Genomic DNA, 14,793 nt, shown 5'->3' with positions numbered 1-14,793 from the left:
TCGGTCACGACCGGACGAGGCGGGCGATGGCGTCGGCCGCCTCCTTGACCTTGGCCTCCGCCTCGGCCCCGCCCTTGCGCGCCGCCTCGACCACACAGTGCGCCATGTGCTCCTCCAGCAGCGACAACGCGAACGACTGCAACGCGCTCGTCGTCGCCGACACCTGCGTCAGGATGTCGATGCAGTACTTGTCGTCCTCGACCATGCGCTGGATGCCCCGCGCCTGGCCCTCGATCCGGCGCAGCCGCCGGAGGTGGTCCTGCTTGCCGTCGGTGTACCCGGCCATCTCCCGGTCCTCTCGCTCGCTACACCGACCGCAACACGGTACCCCCCTACCGTATTCCGGAGCAGGCCCGGTCAGCCGCCCTGGTTGTTCATGAAGCGCGAGATCAGCCACTGGCCGCCCTGGTGCGAGAGCATGAAGAGCTCGCGGTAGGTGGTGTCGCCCTGCTTGCTGGTCGAGCGCGCGAAGGCGTCCTGGCTGCCCGCGTTCCGCGTCTCGTCGATGGTGTGCGTGGCCGACTTCAGGTCGGCGCCGTCCTTGAGCAGCTTCTCGAAGAGGCTGCGGATGGCCTGCGAGCCCGTGGCCGTGGCCTCCCCGTCCATGGCCACCACGGCGTCGCTGGTGAACGTCTTCACGACCGCGTCCACGTTGCCGGCCTTCAGGGCGTCGAAGTAGTTCTGGACGGCGGCGCGCGGCTGGGTGGCCGCCGTCATGGTGCCGGTCGGCGTGGCGGTCTCGGTCATGGTCTCGGTCGTGGTCGGCGACTCCATGCCGGTCTCGGTGGGCGTCATCATGGTCTCGGTCGGCGTGGCCGGGCTGGCCTCCCCCTTCATCGCCTGCGTGTTGCTCCCCGCGGAGCAGCCCGCGACCAGGACGACGGGAACGATCGCGGCCAGCAGGAGTGCCCTGCGCTCAGAAATCTTGCTCATGGCCGGGTTGATGCCCTCGCCGGTCGTTCCCGAATGCCCGGTTTAGGCACTCCGCACGACCCCTTTACCTCATGTCGGTATTACTCACGGTAACGCTTCACTGTCATTGGTGAGACCGGTCAGAGCTGTGATCGTTGCCGACCCGAGACCGGGTGGGGAAGGCCCGCCTATAGCGTCCCTCCAGTGCGGCCAACACAGGCGAACCCGGAACCACTGCCCCAGCGTGAGGACGCCGAACGCTGTGTCAGCGTCCGGTCCGGGCGGCGGTGCGTCCTTCCCGCGGCTCACCCCACCCCGCACGTCTACCCGCCCATGGAGGCCCTCTAGCGACGTCCGCGCAGGTGAGGGGGCTGGCCGGCGGGGCAGATGACGACGATGGACGAACCGACGACCACCGTCACGCCCTGTGCGGACGGCCCACTGCTGATCAGAGGCCCCTTCGAGCTGCTGACTCAGGACGGCGAGCCGATCGACCCCGGAAGGGCCACGGTCGCGCTGTGCCGGTGCGGCCGATCGTCGACCAAGCCGTTCTGCGATGGTTCGCACAAGTCCGTCGGCTTCCAGGCGTCGAGCGAGCCCGACCCGCCCGCCGACTCCTGAGCCCGCGCGCGCAGCCACCGCGCCGAGTGGGCGGCCCGCGCGAGCCGTCCCCCCGCGTACGGCACGCCGCCCGCGCAGGCCGCGCCCACCGCCAGCCAGGAGCACACCGCCCGCTCCAGCACCCACACCGGCGCGAACAGCGAGGCGGCGGCGGGGAAGACCCGCCGCCCGCCGGCCCGCCGCCGCCCGGCCTCGGCCAGGGCGACGGCCGTCCCGGCGGCGGCCAGCAGCGGCAGCGGCCGGCGCACCAGCGCGAGCGCGGGCAGCACCGCCAGGAAGGACGCCAGCCGCACCGGCTGGGCGAGGTCGTCGTAGGCCTGCCGCACCCGCTGCGACCAGAACCGCCGCGCGTCGCACGGCAACCTCCGGACGTACAGGCCGGGCGGGCGCAGCTCGCGTCCGCCGTGGGCGCGCACGGTGCGGACGAGCTCCAGGTTCTCGAACAGCACGTCGCCGTCGTAGCCGCCCATGGCCAGGAAGAACGACCGCCGGACGCCGAACGTGCCCGGGTAGTCGGCGCCGAGCGCGCGGTTGAGCAGGGTACGGGCGGTGTCCCAGCGGGCGTGCCAGGGGGCGGGGTCGAAGTAGTTCTGCGGCCTGACCAGCTCGGCGCGGGCGAGCAGGGCGTGCATCTCGGCCAGCGCGGGCAGGTCGTAGCGCACGTCGTCGTCGGCGATCACGACCCGGTCGCCCTCGGCCAGCCGCAGCCCGGTCGTCACGCCGTTGACCTTGCCGTTGGCGAAGGACAGGCCGGCCGCCGGGCTGACGTGCCGGACCAGGCAGCGCCAGCGGCGGGCGTGGCGGGCGTACAGCTCGGGTCGGCTGCCGTCGACCACGGTCACGCGTACGTGCGGCGCGAGGGCGCGCAGGTATGCGGTCAGCTCGTCGAGGCCGGAGTCGTCCTGCCAGCGCAGCGGGACCACGTAGTCGAGGTCGATCATGCGGGCACCGCCTGGTCGAGCAGGGAGGAGGCACCGCGTTCCCAGCAGCCCATGACGTGCTCGGCCCAGCGGCGTTCGAGGGCCAGGGCGCAGGCCGCGCCGTACAGGACGTCGCCGGTCAGGGCGGGGAAGGCGGCCGCGAATCCGCCGCACAGGTCGGCCGCGGCGATCTGCTCGTGCACGGCGTCGGCCTGCACGTGCTCCTCGTAGAACCGGGCCGCCGCCGCGTCGCCGCCGAGCCTGCGCAGGCCCGCGGCGTAGCGGCGGTTGGGCAGCGAGGAGGTCATCTCGATCGCGGCCAGGTGGCCGACCAGCGCGCCGCGCAGCCGCCGGTGCAGCCCGAACAGCGACATGGCGTTGCTGACGGCCAGGGTGACCGCGGGGACCCGCGGCAGGTACGCGCCGTAGGAGTCGTCGAGGCCGAGGCCGCGCATGGTGTGGCCGAACAGCTCGCAGTGCATGCGCTCCGGCCGGCCGCCGCCGTACTCGTCGGCCTGGATCTCCACCAGGGCCGCCTTGGGCCGGCCGCGCAGGCGCGGGATCGCCCAGGTGTGCGGGTCGGCCTCCTTCAGGTGGTAGATCGAGCGGTGGACGACGAACTCGCGGAAGGTCTCGATCCCGGCCTCGCGCTGGAGGTGGAGCGAGACCGACGGCTCGTCGTCGTCCTCGGCGGTCAGCGCGGCGAGCGCGCGCCGCACCTCGCCGGGCGGCACCGGCCCGGGACGCGGCACGGCCCCGGCCAGCTCCCGCTCGAAGCGGTCCTCCAGCAGGCCGCGCAGGCGCAGCAGCGACGGCTCCCACTCCCAGCGGTCGTCCACCTCGTCGAAACCCTGGTAGTGCAGCTCGTAGCAGGCGAACAGGGCGAGCTGGAGATCCTCCTCGCCGTCGGGGCCGGGGGCGTCGGGCAGCGTCGCGGGCGGCCGGGCGAGCCGGTCGAAGAGCAGGTCGGTGAGCGGGCCACGCGCGGGCGGCAGGCGCATCAGGCGGCCTTGCGGTAGACGGAGACGTGCGCGCGGCTCTCGTCGGTGAACGGGGTGCCGATCCAGTCGGCCCAGCGGTGTTCCAGAGCCATCCCGGCCAGCCTGGCCATCAGGTCGAGCTCGCCGGGCCAGGCGTAGCGGTGGTTGGCGGGCAGCAGCCGCACGCCCTCGCCGGTCAGCCGTACGCGGGTGGTGCGCATGTGCTGGGTGGCCGGGGCGAGCCGGGCCGCCTCGATGAGGACGACGTCCTCGGCCAGCGACAGCAGCCGCAGCGCCGAGCCGTCGCGGAAGGCGGCCGGGTCGGGCACCCACGCCTCGACCACGAACCGCCCGCCTCCGCGCAGGTGCCGCGCGGCGTTGGCGAAGCAGTTGACCTGCGCCTCCTGGGTGGGCAGGGCGAAGATCGTGTTGATCGCGAGCACCACCAGCGCGTACGAGCCCTCGACCCGCATGGTGGAGAAGTCGCCCACCGTCACGGGGACGGCCGCGCCGCCGGGTTTGGCGCGCAGCTCGCGGGTCATCTCCGGCGAGGCGTCGATCCCGGCGACGGACAGGCCGCGGGCGGCGAGCGGGAGCGCCAGCCGTCCGGTGCCGATGCCGAACTCCAGCACGGGGCCGCCCTCGGCCAGCGTCGCCAGCCGTTCGACGGCCGCGCCGGTCGGCAGCTCCGTCACCGTGGCGTCGTAGATGTCGGCGATCCCGCGCCCGTAGGCGGAGGCGTCGTAGGCCACGGCGCACCTCCTGTCCCCCGTGTTTCAGCAGGTCAATGCCCCTGGCCTGATCGGCTAAACGCTGACCTCCACCCGCCCGGCCGCCACCCGTACGGCGTAGACGGGCACCTGGACGGCCTCCTCGTCCAGGCAGGACCCCGACACCAGCGAGAAGACCTGCTTGTGCAGCGGCGAGGCCACGGTGGGCTCGCCCCGCCTGGTGCCGACGATGCCGCGCGAGAGCACGTACGCGCCGCTGAACGGGTCGAGGTTGTCCAGGGCGTGCACGTGCCCCTCGTAGGTGCGGAACAGCGCCACCTGCCGGCCGCCGACCAGCGCGCAGACGCCGCGCTCCGGCGGCAGGGCCGCGTACTCGCAGACCGGGGTCCAGCTCATCGGGCCATCACCGGCCTGATCTGGCCGCGCTCGGAGGCGAACACGATCGACGGGTCGGGCACGCCGGGGGCGTTGACGAAGCTGACGAACCTGCCCAGCTTCTCCGGGTCGTCCAGGGTCGCCGCCCACTCGTCGGCGTAGGTGGCGACGTGCTGTTCCATCTGGGCGTCGAGGTCGGCGCAGATGCCGAGCGAGTCTTCCATGATCACCTTTCGGAGATGGTCGAGGCCGCCGTCCAGCGACTCCAGCCAGGCGGCGGTGCGCTGCAGCCGGTCGGCGGTGCGGACGTAGAACATCAGGAACCGGTCGACGGTCCTGATCAGGTCGCCGGTGCTCAGGTCGGTGGCCAGCAGGTCGGCGTGGCGGGGCCGGAAGCCGCCGTTGCCGCCGACGTACAGGTTCCAGCCCTGCTCGGTGGCGATGACGCCGAAATCCTTCGACCTGGCCTCGGCGCACTCGCGGGCGCAGCCGGACACGGCCGACTTGAGCTTGTGCGGGGAGCGCAGACCGCGGTAGCGCAGCTCCAGGGCGATGGCCAGGCCGACGGAGTCCTGGACGCCGTAGCGGCACCAGGTGGAGCCCACGCACGACTTCACCGTGCGCAGCGCCTTGCCGTAGGCGTGGCCCGACTCGAATCCGGCGTCCACCAGCCGTCGCCAGATCTCCGGGAGCTGCTCGACCCGGGCGCCGAACAGGTCGATGCGCTGCCCGCCGGTGATCTTGGTGTAGAGCCCGAAGTCGCGGGCGACCTCGCCGATCACGATGAGCTTGTCCGGCGTGATCTCGCCGCCCGGGATGCGCGGGACGACCGAGTACGTGCCGTTCTTCTGGATGTTGGCGAGGAAGGCGTCGTTGGTGTCCTGCAACGCGGCCCGCTCGCCGTCGAGCACGTGCCCGTTGTGCAGCGAGGCCAGGATCGAGGCGACCGCGGGTTTGCAGACGTCGCAGCCGCGCCCCTGCCCGTGCTCGGCGATGAGCCGGGAGAACGTCGTGATCTTCCGCACCCGGACGATGTCGAACAGCTCGGCCCGCGAGTACGCGAAGTGCTCGCACAGCGACCTGCCGATCTCGACCCCCGACTCCTCCAGGAGCTGCCTGAGCATCGGCACGCAGCTCCCGCACGTGGTGCCGGCCCGCGTGCACGCCTTGAGGCCGGGCACGTCGGTCACGCCCAGCTCGGCGACGGCGTGCCGGACGTCCCCCGCGCACACGTTGTTGCAGGAGCAGACCTGCGCGTCGCCGGGCAGGTCGAGCGGCGCCCCGGAGCCGCTGAACAGCAGGTCGGAGGGCGGTGCGGGCAACGGCTTGCCGACGAACGGCCGCAGCGCCGCGTACGGCCCGGCGTCCCCCACGCAGATGCCGCCGAGCAGCGTGCGGGCGTCGTCGCTGATGAACAGCTTCTTGTAGATCCCGGCGACCGGGTCCATGTAGGTGACGTCGAGTGCGCCGTCCATCGCGCCGAACTGGGCGACTTCGACGCCGAGCAGCTTCAGCTTCGTGGACGGGTCCCCGCCCGCGAACGAGGACGTCCCGCCCATGATCCGGTCGGCGGCCACCTCGGCCATCGTGTTGCACGGCCCGACCAGGCCGTGGACCGTGCCGCCGGCCAGCGCGCACTCGCCGATCGCGTAGACCGACGGGTCGGAGGTGCGCATCCCGTCGTCGACCACGACGCCGCCCCGCTCCCCCACCTCCAGCCCGCACGCCCTGGCCAGCTCGTCGCGCGGCCTGACACCCGCCGAGAACACCACGACCTGGCCCTCGATCAGCGTGCCGGCCGGCGTGCGCACCCCGGCGACCCGGCCGTCCGGCCCGGTGACGACCTCCTGGACGCCCGACCCGGCGTGCACGCCGAGCCCGAGGGCCTCGATGTGGCCCTTGAGCACCGCGCCGCCGCCCTCGTCCACCTGGCGCGGCATCAGCCAGGGGCTCATCTCGACGATGTGCGCCTTCAGGCCGAGCGCCCGCAGCGCGTCGGCCGCCTCCAGGCCGAGCAGGCCGCCGCCGACCACCACGCCTTCGGCCGCGTGCTCGGCAGCCGCCCGGATCGCGTCCAGGTCGTCGATGGTGCGGTAGACGTGGGCGTGCTCGCGTCCGGGCACCGGCGGCACGAACGGCGCCGACCCGGTGGCCAGCACGAGCACGTCGTACGGCTCGGCGGCCCCGCCCTCGACGGTCACCGTCCGCGCCTGCCGGTCGACGGCGACGGCCCGGCTGCCCAGCCTGGTCACGGTCCCGGCGGGCACCGGGTAGGTGAGGTCGGCCACGGTGGCCCCTGACAGGTACGAGGTCAGCGCCACCCGGTCGTAGGCCGGGCGTGGCTCCTCCCCGATGACGGTGATCCGCCCGTCGAAGCCCCGGCTCGCCAGGGTCTCCACGAAGCGGTGCGCGGCCGGGCCGTACCCGACGACGACGATCCTCCTCATACCGGCACTCCTTCCTGATCGCACAACCAGCCGACGATGCCCTCCACGGCGTCGCGGCAGGTGCCGCAGCCGGTGGTGGCCCTGGTGGCGGCGGCCACCCCGGCCACGTCGCGGGCGCCGGCCTCCCAGCACGCCCGAATCTGTCCCTTGGTCACGTTGTTGCACCGGCAGACCTCGGCCGCGTCCGGCATCAGCACCGGGCTGCCCGCGACCGGTGCCGGGGACAGGCCGGGGAACAGCAGCCCCGCGCGGTCGCCCGGCACCGGGCCGCCGCGGTCGAAGAGCTGGGTGAGGGTGCCGACGGCGTCGCTCTCGCCCAGCAGGATCGCGCCCACCAGCCGCCCGTCGCGGATGACGAGCTTGCGGTAGGTGCCGCGGGCGCGGTGGCTGAAGCGCACCACCTCGGCGTGCTCCTCGCCGAGCTGCGTCTCGCCCATGGCGGCCAGCTCGACGCTCCTGGCCTTGAGCCTGGTGACCAGGCGGGAGCCGCGGTAGCGGGCCTTGCCGCCGGTGATCACCTCGGCCGCCACGGCGGCCTGCTCCCAGGCGGGGGCGACCAGGCCGTACACCGTGCCGTCGTGCTCGGCGCACTCGCCGACGGCGAAGATCGACGGGTCGCCGGTGCGCAGCTCGTCGTCCACGACGACGCCGCGCCGCACCTCCAGCCCCGCCTTGGCGGCGAGCCCGGTGACCGGGCGCACGCCGCAGGCCAGGACGACCAGGTCGGCCTCGACCAGCTCGCCGCCGGCCAGCCGGACGCCGGCCGGCTCGACCGCGGCCGCGCTGACGCCGGTGCGGGCCGCCACGCCGAGCCCGGCCAGGGTCTGGCCGAGCACCTCGCCCGCCTCGGCGTCGAGCTGGCGTTCCATCAGGTGCCCGGCCAGGTGCAGCAGCGTGACCGGCAGGCCGCGCCCGGCCAGGCCGCGGGCGGCCTCGATCCCGAGCAGCCCGCCGCCGACGACGGCCGCGCGGCGCGCCCGCCCGGCCGCCCGCACGATCCGCTCGCAGTCCTCCAGTGTGCGGAACGGCACGGCCCGCCCGACGCCGGGCAGCGGCGGCACGACCGCCTGGCTGCCGGTGGCCAGGACCAGCAGGTCGTACGGCTCGCGCCGCCCGTCCGCGGTCACCACGTGCCTGGTGTCCCGGTCGATGCGGGCGACCTCGGCGCCGGGCACCGCCTCGACGCCGTGCGCGGCGTACCAGGAGGGGTCCAGCAGGCGCACCTGCTCGGGACGCGCGCTCCCGGCCAGCACGTCCGACAGCAGCACCCTGTTGTACGGCGGGCCCGCCTCGGCCCCGAACACGGTCACCCGCATCCGCGGGTCACGCGCCCGCACCTCGCTGACCAGGCGTGACCCGGCCATCCCGTTCCCCACGACGACGAGCCTCATGAGTCCCTCTCCACCCTGACCGCGCAGACCTTGAACTCCGGCATCCCGGAGACCGGGTCGAGCGCCGGGTTGGTGAGCCGGTTGGCGCCCTCCCAGTGGAAGGGCATGAACACGGTGTCGCGCCTGATGGCGTCGCTGATCCTGGCCACCGCCCTGCTCCGGCCCCTGCGGCTGGTGACCCGCACCAGGTCGCCCGCGGCGACGCCGAGCTGCTCGGCCAGGTCGGGATGCAGCTCCACGAACGGCTCGGGGGCGGCCCGCACCAGCGCCGCGATCCGGCGGGTCTGGGCGCCGCTCTGGTAGTGGGACAGGACGCGGCCGGTGCTCAGGTACACCGGGTAGTCCCCGTCGGGTTCCTCGGCCGCGGGCCGGTGCTCGACCGGGACGAACCTGGCGCGGCCGTCCGGGTGGGCGAAGCGGTCCAGGAACGGCCGGGGCGTGCCGGGGTGGTCCTCGGACGGGCAGGGCCAGAACAGGCCCGTCCCGGCGGCGATGCGCTCGTAGGTGATGCCCGAGTAGTCCGCGACGCCGCCCGCGGCGGCCCGGCGCAGCTCGTCGAAGACGGCGGCCGGCTCGGTGTCGAAGCGGTGGCCGAGCCGGGCGGCCAGCCCGGCGATGACGTCCAGGTCGCTCCGGACGCCCGCCGGCGGCGCGACGGCCCGGCGGCGGAGCAGGACGCGCCCCTCCAGGTTGGTCATCGTGCCGTTCTCCTCGGCCCACTGGGTGACCGGGAGCACCACGTCGGCCATGGCCGCGGTCTCCGAGCGCACCACGTCGGCCACGACCAGCAGGTCGAGCCCGGCGATCCGGCCACTGACGTGCCCGGACGCGGGCGCCGACACCACCGGGTTGGACCCGAACAGCAGCAGCGCCCGCGGCCCCCGCGGGGTGCCGAGCGCGTCCAGCAGCTCGTACGCCGACCGCCCCGGCCCCGGCAGGTCCTCGGCCCGCACGCCCCACACCCGCGCGACGTGCGCGCGGGCCGCCGGGTCGTCGATCCTGCGGTAGCCGGGGAGCTGGTCGGCCTTCTGGCCGTGCTCCCTGCCGCCCTGGCCGTTGCCCTGGCCGGTCAGGCAGCCGTAGCCGGAGCCGTGCCGGCCGGGCAGGCCGAGCGCCAGGGCCAGGTTGATGAACGCGGTGACGGTGTCGGTGCCCTTGGCGTGCTGCTCGGCGCCGCGCCCGGTCAGCACGTAGGCGTTCCCGGCGGCGGCCAGCGCGCGTACGGCCTGCCGCATCCGGTGCACCGGCACCCCGGTGACGCGCTCGACGCGTTCGGGCCACCAGGCGGCCAGCGAGGTGCGCACGTCGTCGAAGCCGGTGGTCCTGGCCGCCACGTAGTCCGCGTCCACGAGGTCGTCGGCGATCGCCAGGTGCAGCAGCCCGAGCGCGAGCGCCAGGTCGGTGCCGGGCGTGGGCTGCAGGTGCAGCCAGGCGAGCCGGGCCGTCGGGGTGCGGCGCGGATCGACGACGATCAGCCGCGGCCCCGACAGGTGCCGGACGAACGGCGGCATGGTCTCGGCCACGTTCGCGCCGGCCAGCAGCACGACGTCGGCCTCGCCCAGGTCGGTGACCGGGAACGGCAGGCCCCGGTCCATGCCGAAGGCCCGGAGGGAGGCGGCGGCGGCCGAGGACATGCAGAAGCGGCCGTTGTAGTCGATCTGGCTGGTGCCGAGCGCGACCCTGGCGAACTTGCCGAGCTGGTAGGCCTTCTCGTTGGTCAGCCCGCCCCCGCCGAACACGGCCACGGCGTCGGGGCCGTGCTCGGCGCGGATGTCGGACAGCCGGGCGGCGACGTGGTCGAGGGCGGCCTCCCACTCCACCGGCTCGCCGTGCAGGAGCGGCGTGGTCAGGCGCTCGCCGTTGGTGAGCAGCTCGGCCGCCGTCCATCCCTTCTGGCACAGCGCGCCGGGGGCGTTGGCCGGGACGTCGGTCCTGGGGCTGATCTCCAGTGCGGGCCCGATCTCCATGCCGCACTGGAGGGCGCAGTAGGGGCAGTGTGTCTTCGTCATGTCAGACCCGGGCGTGGGCGAGGCTGGCGACGACCGTGACGCCGACGGTACGCGTGTAGCACCACCAGGTCAGCGCCAGGCAGGCGGCGTAGAAGACGGCGAAGGCCAGGAACGCCGGCGCCGGGGTGCCGGCCGCGGCGAACGCCATGCCGAAGGCCCGGTTGACGAGGAAGCCGCCGAGCGCGCCGACCGCCGAGATGACGCCGATCGCCGCCGCGGCCTGGCGCCTGCCGTGCAGCAGGGCCTCCGCGCCCGCGCCGCGCTCGGCGACCGCCTTGGCGTGGAAGATCGCCGGGATCATCCGGTACGTCGAGCCGTTGCCGATGCCCGCGGTGAGGAACAGCAGCTGGAAGGCCAGGAAGAACAGCCAGAAGCCGCCCGCGGCGGCGGCCGACCAGGCCAGCAGCACCCCGGCGCCCATGGCCGCGAAGTTCCACTGCGTCACCCGCGCGCCGCCCAGCCGGTCGGCCAGCCAGCCGCCCACCGGCCTGACCAGCGAGCCGAGCAGCGGCCCGGCGAACGCGACCGCCGCGTACGGCGCCTCGGGGAACAGGCTCTTGCTCAGCAGCGGGAACGCCGTCGAGTAGCCGATGAACGAGCCGAACGTGCCGACGTACAGGACCGACATGATCCATGTCTGCGCCCGCCCGGCCACCGCGAGCTGCTCGCGCGGCTCGGCCCTGGCGCCGGCCAGGTTGTCCATGAAGAACCACGCGCAGGCCGCGGCCACCACGATGAACGGGATCCAGAACCAGCCGGCGGCGGCCGTCCCGAGCGAGCCGATCACCAGCGGCACGACCAGCTGCACCGAGCTGACCCCGACGTTGCCGCCCGCCGCGTTCAGCCCGAGCGCCAGCCCCTGCTTGCCGCGCGGGTAGAAGTAGGTGATGTTGGCCATGCTGGAGGCGAAGTTCCCGCCGCCCACCCCGGCCAGCGCCGCGATCACCAGGAACAGCCAGTACGGCGTGCCGGGATCGTTCACCGCCACCCCGAGCAGCACGGCCGGGACCAGCAGCAGCGCCGCGCTGGCCACGGTGAAGTCGCGCCCGCCGAACCTGCCCGGCCCGAACGTGTAGGGCACCCGCAGCGCCGCCCCGACCAGGTTCGGCAGCGCGACGAGCCAGAAGAGCTGGTCGGTGGAGAAGTCGTAGGCCCCCATCCTGGTGGCCACGACGCTCCACAGGGTCCAGACGGTGAACCCGAGATGCTCGGCCACGATGGAGAAGACCAGGTTGCGCCGGGCGACGTGCCTGCCGGTCCGCTGCCAGAAGGCCGGGTCGTCGGGGTGCCACTCGGTGATCCAGCGCGCCATCGATCTCTCCTCCGCTCGGCGTCGGGAGCACCACGGTAGGAAGGCCGCGTTACGCGTTCCGGCAGCCGGCGGGGGTGCGCCGGTTACGTGTGATTCACCGCGGTAACAAGGCGCGCACAAGCGTCACCGGCGAAACACGCCGGTAATGATCGGAGTTCTGGCTGGTTACGCGGTCTTCCCCGGGGTAACAGCACTCATGGCAAGGGGGGAATAATGATCAAAAAGCTGCACCAGATGGGCATCAAGTCAGGCCACATGTACGCCGCGGGGCTGGCGTCCATCGGCCTGTCCTTCTGTTCCTGGATGATCTCCAAGAACAACGAAGGCGCGGGCCTCGACCGGGCCGACCGGTGGGGGATCTTCGTCGGCGAGTGGGCGCCCACGTTCTTCGCGATGGGCGTCGCGCTGCGGATCGAGGAGACCCACAAGGACCTCGAAGAGCGCGGCACCGAGATGTTCGACAGCACGCAGGGCCAGCGGTCCCGCTCGCACGTCGGAGTTTGACCAGGAGGCCGCGCAGGTCGCGCCGGGGGGCCGGCCTGCGCGGCGCACCTCTTCACCGGGGGCCTCAGCGGGACAGCCGCTCCAGCGGCTCGTCGGTCAGCCGGTACTTCAGCCACTCGTCCTGCCGTACGGCGCCGAGCTTGTCGTAGAAGGCGATGGACGGCTCGTTCCAGTCGAGCACCGACCACTCCAGGCGCTGGTAGCCGCGTTCGGCGCAGATCCGCGCCAGTTCCGCCATCAGCGCGCGGCCGTGGCCGCCGCCCCGGTGCTCGGGGCGCACGTACAGGTCCTCCATGTAGATGCCGTGCACGCCGCGCCAGGTGGAGTAGGTCAGGAACCAGATCGTGAATCCGACGGGCTCGCCGTCCTGCTCGGCCAGGTGCGCGAACACGGCGGGCCGCTCGCCGAAGAGCGAGTTCCGCAGCATCTCCTCGGTCACGCGCACCTCGTGCGCGGCGTTCTCGTACGTGGCCAGCTCAAGGATCATGCGCACGATGGCGGGGACGTCTGCTGGGGTGGCGGGGCGAATCATGCGCACAGGGTAACCAGCGCATTTGGTTGAACCGTCCACCGCCCCCGTACGTCGTTACGGCAGAACGGTATTCGGGGGACCGTCTGGAAGCTCAGCCCGGATGACCGAATGGGGACGGAAACCGTGGGCGTTTTAGAGGAGCTGGGGGTTCGCCTGCCCCCGTATCCGGACATCAGGCTCGCGCTCGTGCTCGGTGAGCGCGCTCTGTACGTGAACGGGGATCTGCAGACCGCCAGACGCTGGTTCGACTCGGCCTACCGGCAGGCCGAGGCGTGCGGCGACGTGCCCGCCCTGGCCAGGGCGGCGCTCGGCCTGGGCGGGGTGTGGGTGCAGGAGCACCGCACGTGCGCGGAGTCGGAGACGGTGCGCGCGCGTCAGCGGCACGCGTTGTCGCTGATCGATCCGTACTCGTCGCTGGCGCTGCGGCTGCGGATCAGGATGACCGGGGAGGAGGACTACGGCGCGGGCGGGCACGAGGAGATCCTCCGGCTCGTCGCGCAGGCCAGGAGCGCGGGCGATCCGGCGGCGCTGGCCGAGGCGCTGAGCGTGGCCCACCACTGCCTGCTCGGCCCGGAGCACGGGCCGGCCCGGCTGGAGCTGGCCAGGGAGCTGATCGGCCAGGCCGCGGTCACCGGGCGCCGGGGCGACCTGCTGATGGGCCTGCTGTGGCGGACGGTCGATCTCTACCTGGCGGCCGACCCGCACGCCGGACGCTGCCTGGAGGAGCTGCGGGGCCTGCTGGCCGAGCACGACCACCTGGCGGTCGGGTTCGTGACCGACGTGATCAGGGTGATGCTGGCCGTCAGGGCGGGCCGGTTCGAGCAGGCGGAGAAGATGGCCGGCGACTGCTTCGAGCGCGGCGTCAAGGCCGGCGACATGGACGCCACCGGCTGGTACGGCGGCCAGATCGCCGTCATCCGCTGGTACCAGGGCCGCACGGCCGAGCTGCTGCCGGTGCTGGCCGACCTGGTCAGCTCGCCCACGCTCAGCCCGGTCGACAACTCCTACCTGGCGGGCCTCGCCCTGGCCGCGGCCACCTCGGGCGACCGCAGGGCGGCGGCCGGCCACCTGGCCCGGCTGCGCGGCCGGGACCTGGCCGACCTGCCGAGGTCGAGCACGTGGTTGTTCTCGATGTACTGCGTCGTCGAGACCGCCCATCTGCTCCAGGACGCCGGCACCGCCGCCGAGGCGTACGCGCTGCTGCTGCCGTTCGCCGCTCTGCCGGTGGTGGCCAGCCTGGGCGTGCTCTGCCTCGGCTCGGTGCAGCACTGCCTCGGCATGGCCGCGCTCACGACCGGCGACGTGGACCGCGCCGCCGGGCACCTGGCGGAGGCGGTCCAAGCCAGTCTCGCGCTCGGCCACTGGCCCGCCGCGACGCTGTCGCGCTGGCGGCTCGGCCAGGCGCTCGCGCTGCGCGACGGGCCGCACGACAAGGCGGCGCGGGCCGCCCAGAACGCCGCCGCGCAGGAGGCCAGGGAGCTCGGCATGGTGCTGCCCGCCGTGGTCGGCAGGGCGGGCGCGGCGCACGGGGCGTTCCGGCTGCGCAGGCACGGACGGGACTGGCAGGTCGAGCACGGCGGGCGGCTGGTGGTGGTCGAGCACAGCGTCGGCATGGGGCACCTGGCGACCCTGATCGCCAACCCGGGGCGCGAGATCCTGGCCGCCGACCTGGCCGCGGGCGCGCCGGCGCAGGAGAGCGAGCCGGCCTCGGCGCAGCCGGTGCTGGACGACCTGGCCAGGGAGACCTACCGGCAGCGGCTGACCCAGTTGCAGGCCGACATCGACGAGCTGGAGGCGATGAACGACCTCGAACGGGCCGCCGCGCTGCGGCTGGAGCGCGAATGGCTGGTGGCCGAGCTGTCGGCGGCGACCGGGATCGGCGGGCGGGCGCGGCCGTTCACCGGCACGGAGGAACGTGCGCGGATCGCCGTGGGCAAGGCGATCAGGCGGGCGATCTCCCGCGTCTCGTCGGCCGACCAGGCGCTGGGGGAGGAACTGCGGGCCACCGTGCACACGGGTGTGCGGTGCAGCTACCGGCCCCGCTGACCGCCGTACGGGC

Annotated in this window: 13 protein-coding genes and 1 pseudogene; 3 read left to right on the top strand and 11 right to left on the bottom strand. The window is 73.7% G+C overall.

The window, feature by feature from the left end; all coding sequences use genetic code 11:
- Positions 1-4: 4 nt before the first annotated feature.
- Entirely contained in the window at positions 5-286 is a 282-nt protein-coding gene (locus ABZ444_RS02835; RefSeq protein ID WP_352322745.1) for a metal-sensitive transcriptional regulator, read from the bottom strand.
- Between the two features lie 71 nt (positions 287-357).
- On the bottom strand, positions 358-933 hold the full coding sequence (locus ABZ444_RS02830) for a nuclear transport factor 2 family protein (protein ID WP_357991738.1): 576 nt from the start codon (positions 931-933) through the stop codon (positions 358-360).
- Between the two features lie 366 nt (positions 934-1,299).
- Between ABZ444_RS02830 and ABZ444_RS02825 the strand changes: the two are divergent.
- Positions 1,300-1,422, top strand: a pseudogene (locus ABZ444_RS02825) (hypothetical protein); the annotation flags it as partial.
- Here the strand turns inward: ABZ444_RS02825 and ABZ444_RS02820 are convergent.
- Genes ABZ444_RS02820 through ABZ444_RS02785 form a run of 8 tightly spaced genes read right to left on the bottom strand, consistent with a single transcriptional unit; the run spans position 1,386 to position 11,698 of the window.
- Positions 1,386-2,474: a glycosyltransferase family 2 protein gene (locus ABZ444_RS02820; protein WP_357991735.1), complete on the bottom strand. Its 1,089-nt coding sequence runs from the start codon at positions 2,472-2,474 to the stop codon at positions 1,386-1,388. The pseudogene ABZ444_RS02825 and the gene ABZ444_RS02820 overlap by 37 nt on opposite strands.
- The gene (locus ABZ444_RS02815) at positions 2,471-3,454 is read right to left on the bottom strand and encodes an iron-containing redox enzyme family protein (protein ID WP_357991733.1); all 984 of its coding nucleotides are present in this window, start codon (positions 3,452-3,454) and stop codon (positions 2,471-2,473) included. Before ABZ444_RS02815 ends, ABZ444_RS02820 begins: the two co-directional genes overlap by 4 nt.
- Entirely contained in the window at positions 3,454-4,185 is a 732-nt protein-coding gene (locus tag ABZ444_RS02810; RefSeq protein WP_357991730.1) for a class I SAM-dependent methyltransferase, read from the bottom strand. The genes ABZ444_RS02815 and ABZ444_RS02810 overlap by 1 nt, the downstream gene beginning before the upstream one ends.
- 54 nt (positions 4,186-4,239) lie before the next feature.
- Positions 4,240-4,560 carry a nitrite reductase small subunit NirD gene (nirD, locus tag ABZ444_RS02805; RefSeq protein WP_357991727.1) on the bottom strand — a complete coding sequence of 107 codons (321 nt, stop codon included), beginning with the start codon at positions 4,558-4,560 and terminating at the stop codon, positions 4,240-4,242.
- Entirely contained in the window at positions 4,557-6,986 is a 2,430-nt protein-coding gene (gene nirB, locus ABZ444_RS02800; RefSeq protein WP_357991725.1) for a nitrite reductase large subunit NirB, read from the bottom strand. Before nirB ends, nirD begins: the two co-directional genes overlap by 4 nt.
- On the bottom strand, positions 6,983-8,377 hold the full coding sequence (locus ABZ444_RS02795; protein ID WP_357991722.1) for an FAD-dependent oxidoreductase: 1,395 nt from the start codon (positions 8,375-8,377) through the stop codon (positions 6,983-6,985). Before ABZ444_RS02795 ends, nirB begins: the two co-directional genes overlap by 4 nt.
- Positions 8,374-10,386: a molybdopterin-dependent oxidoreductase gene (locus ABZ444_RS02790; RefSeq protein WP_357991719.1), complete on the bottom strand. Its 2,013-nt coding sequence runs from the start codon at positions 10,384-10,386 to the stop codon at positions 8,374-8,376. The genes ABZ444_RS02795 and ABZ444_RS02790 overlap by 4 nt, the downstream gene beginning before the upstream one ends.
- A 1-nt stretch (position 10,387) precedes the next feature.
- Positions 10,388-11,698, bottom strand: coding sequence for an MFS transporter (locus ABZ444_RS02785; protein ID WP_357991716.1), 1,311 nt, complete (start codon positions 11,696-11,698; stop codon positions 10,388-10,390).
- A gap of 213 nt (positions 11,699-11,911) precedes the next feature.
- On the opposite strand from ABZ444_RS02785, the gene ABZ444_RS02780 reads away from it, so the two are divergent.
- Positions 11,912-12,202, top strand: a complete 291-nt coding sequence (locus ABZ444_RS02780; RefSeq protein ID WP_357965437.1) for a hypothetical protein — start codon at positions 11,912-11,914, stop codon at positions 12,200-12,202.
- Between the two features lie 64 nt (positions 12,203-12,266).
- On the opposite strand, the gene ABZ444_RS02775 is transcribed toward ABZ444_RS02780, so the two are convergent.
- Positions 12,267-12,734: a GNAT family N-acetyltransferase gene (locus tag ABZ444_RS02775; RefSeq protein WP_357991713.1), complete on the bottom strand. Its 468-nt coding sequence runs from the start codon at positions 12,732-12,734 to the stop codon at positions 12,267-12,269.
- 123 nt (positions 12,735-12,857) lie between these two features.
- Here ABZ444_RS02775 and ABZ444_RS02770 point away from each other — a divergent pair, with 123 nt between their 5' ends.
- Complete coding sequence (locus ABZ444_RS02770) at positions 12,858-14,780, top strand: hypothetical protein (RefSeq protein ID WP_357991710.1); 1,923 nt, start codon at positions 12,858-12,860, stop codon at positions 14,778-14,780.
- Positions 14,781-14,793: the final 13 nt, after the last annotated feature.

The sequence above is a fragment of the Nonomuraea sp. NPDC005730 genome (assembly GCF_040630865.1).
GTDB lineage: Bacteria > Actinomycetota > Actinomycetes > Streptosporangiales > Streptosporangiaceae > Nonomuraea.
The sequence above is the reverse complement of the archived record's forward strand: the minus strand, read 5'-3'. Positions and strand labels throughout refer to the sequence as shown.

Bases quoted from the DNA above. Each gene is read 5' to 3' on its own strand.
- ABZ444_RS02820 (WP_357991735.1), bottom strand. From the start codon at position 2,474: ATGATCGACCTCGACTACGTGGTCCCGCTGCGCTGGCAGGACGACTCC.
- ABZ444_RS02785 (WP_357991716.1), bottom strand. From the start codon at position 11,698: ATGGCGCGCTGGATCACCGAGTGGCACCCCGACGACCCGGCCTTCTGG.
- ABZ444_RS02835 (WP_352322745.1), bottom strand. From the start codon at position 286: ATGGCCGGGTACACCGACGGCAAGCAGGACCACCTCCGGCGGCTGCGC.
- ABZ444_RS02775 (WP_357991713.1), bottom strand. From the start codon at position 12,734: ATGATTCGCCCCGCCACCCCAGCAGACGTCCCCGCCATCGTGCGCATG.
- nirB (WP_357991725.1), bottom strand. From the start codon at position 6,986: ATGAGGAGGATCGTCGTCGTCGGGTACGGCCCGGCCGCGCACCGCTTC.
- ABZ444_RS02815 (WP_357991733.1), bottom strand. From the start codon at position 3,454: ATGCGCCTGCCGCCCGCGCGTGGCCCGCTCACCGACCTGCTCTTCGAC.
- ABZ444_RS02830 (WP_357991738.1), bottom strand. From the start codon at position 933: ATGAGCAAGATTTCTGAGCGCAGGGCACTCCTGCTGGCCGCGATCGTT.
- ABZ444_RS02780 (WP_357965437.1), top strand. From the start codon at position 11,912: ATGATCAAAAAGCTGCACCAGATGGGCATCAAGTCAGGCCACATGTAC.
- nirD (WP_357991727.1), bottom strand. From the start codon at position 4,560: ATGAGCTGGACCCCGGTCTGCGAGTACGCGGCCCTGCCGCCGGAGCGC.
- ABZ444_RS02790 (WP_357991719.1), bottom strand. From the start codon at position 10,386: ATGACGAAGACACACTGCCCCTACTGCGCCCTCCAGTGCGGCATGGAG.
- ABZ444_RS02795 (WP_357991722.1), bottom strand. From the start codon at position 8,377: ATGAGGCTCGTCGTCGTGGGGAACGGGATGGCCGGGTCACGCCTGGTC.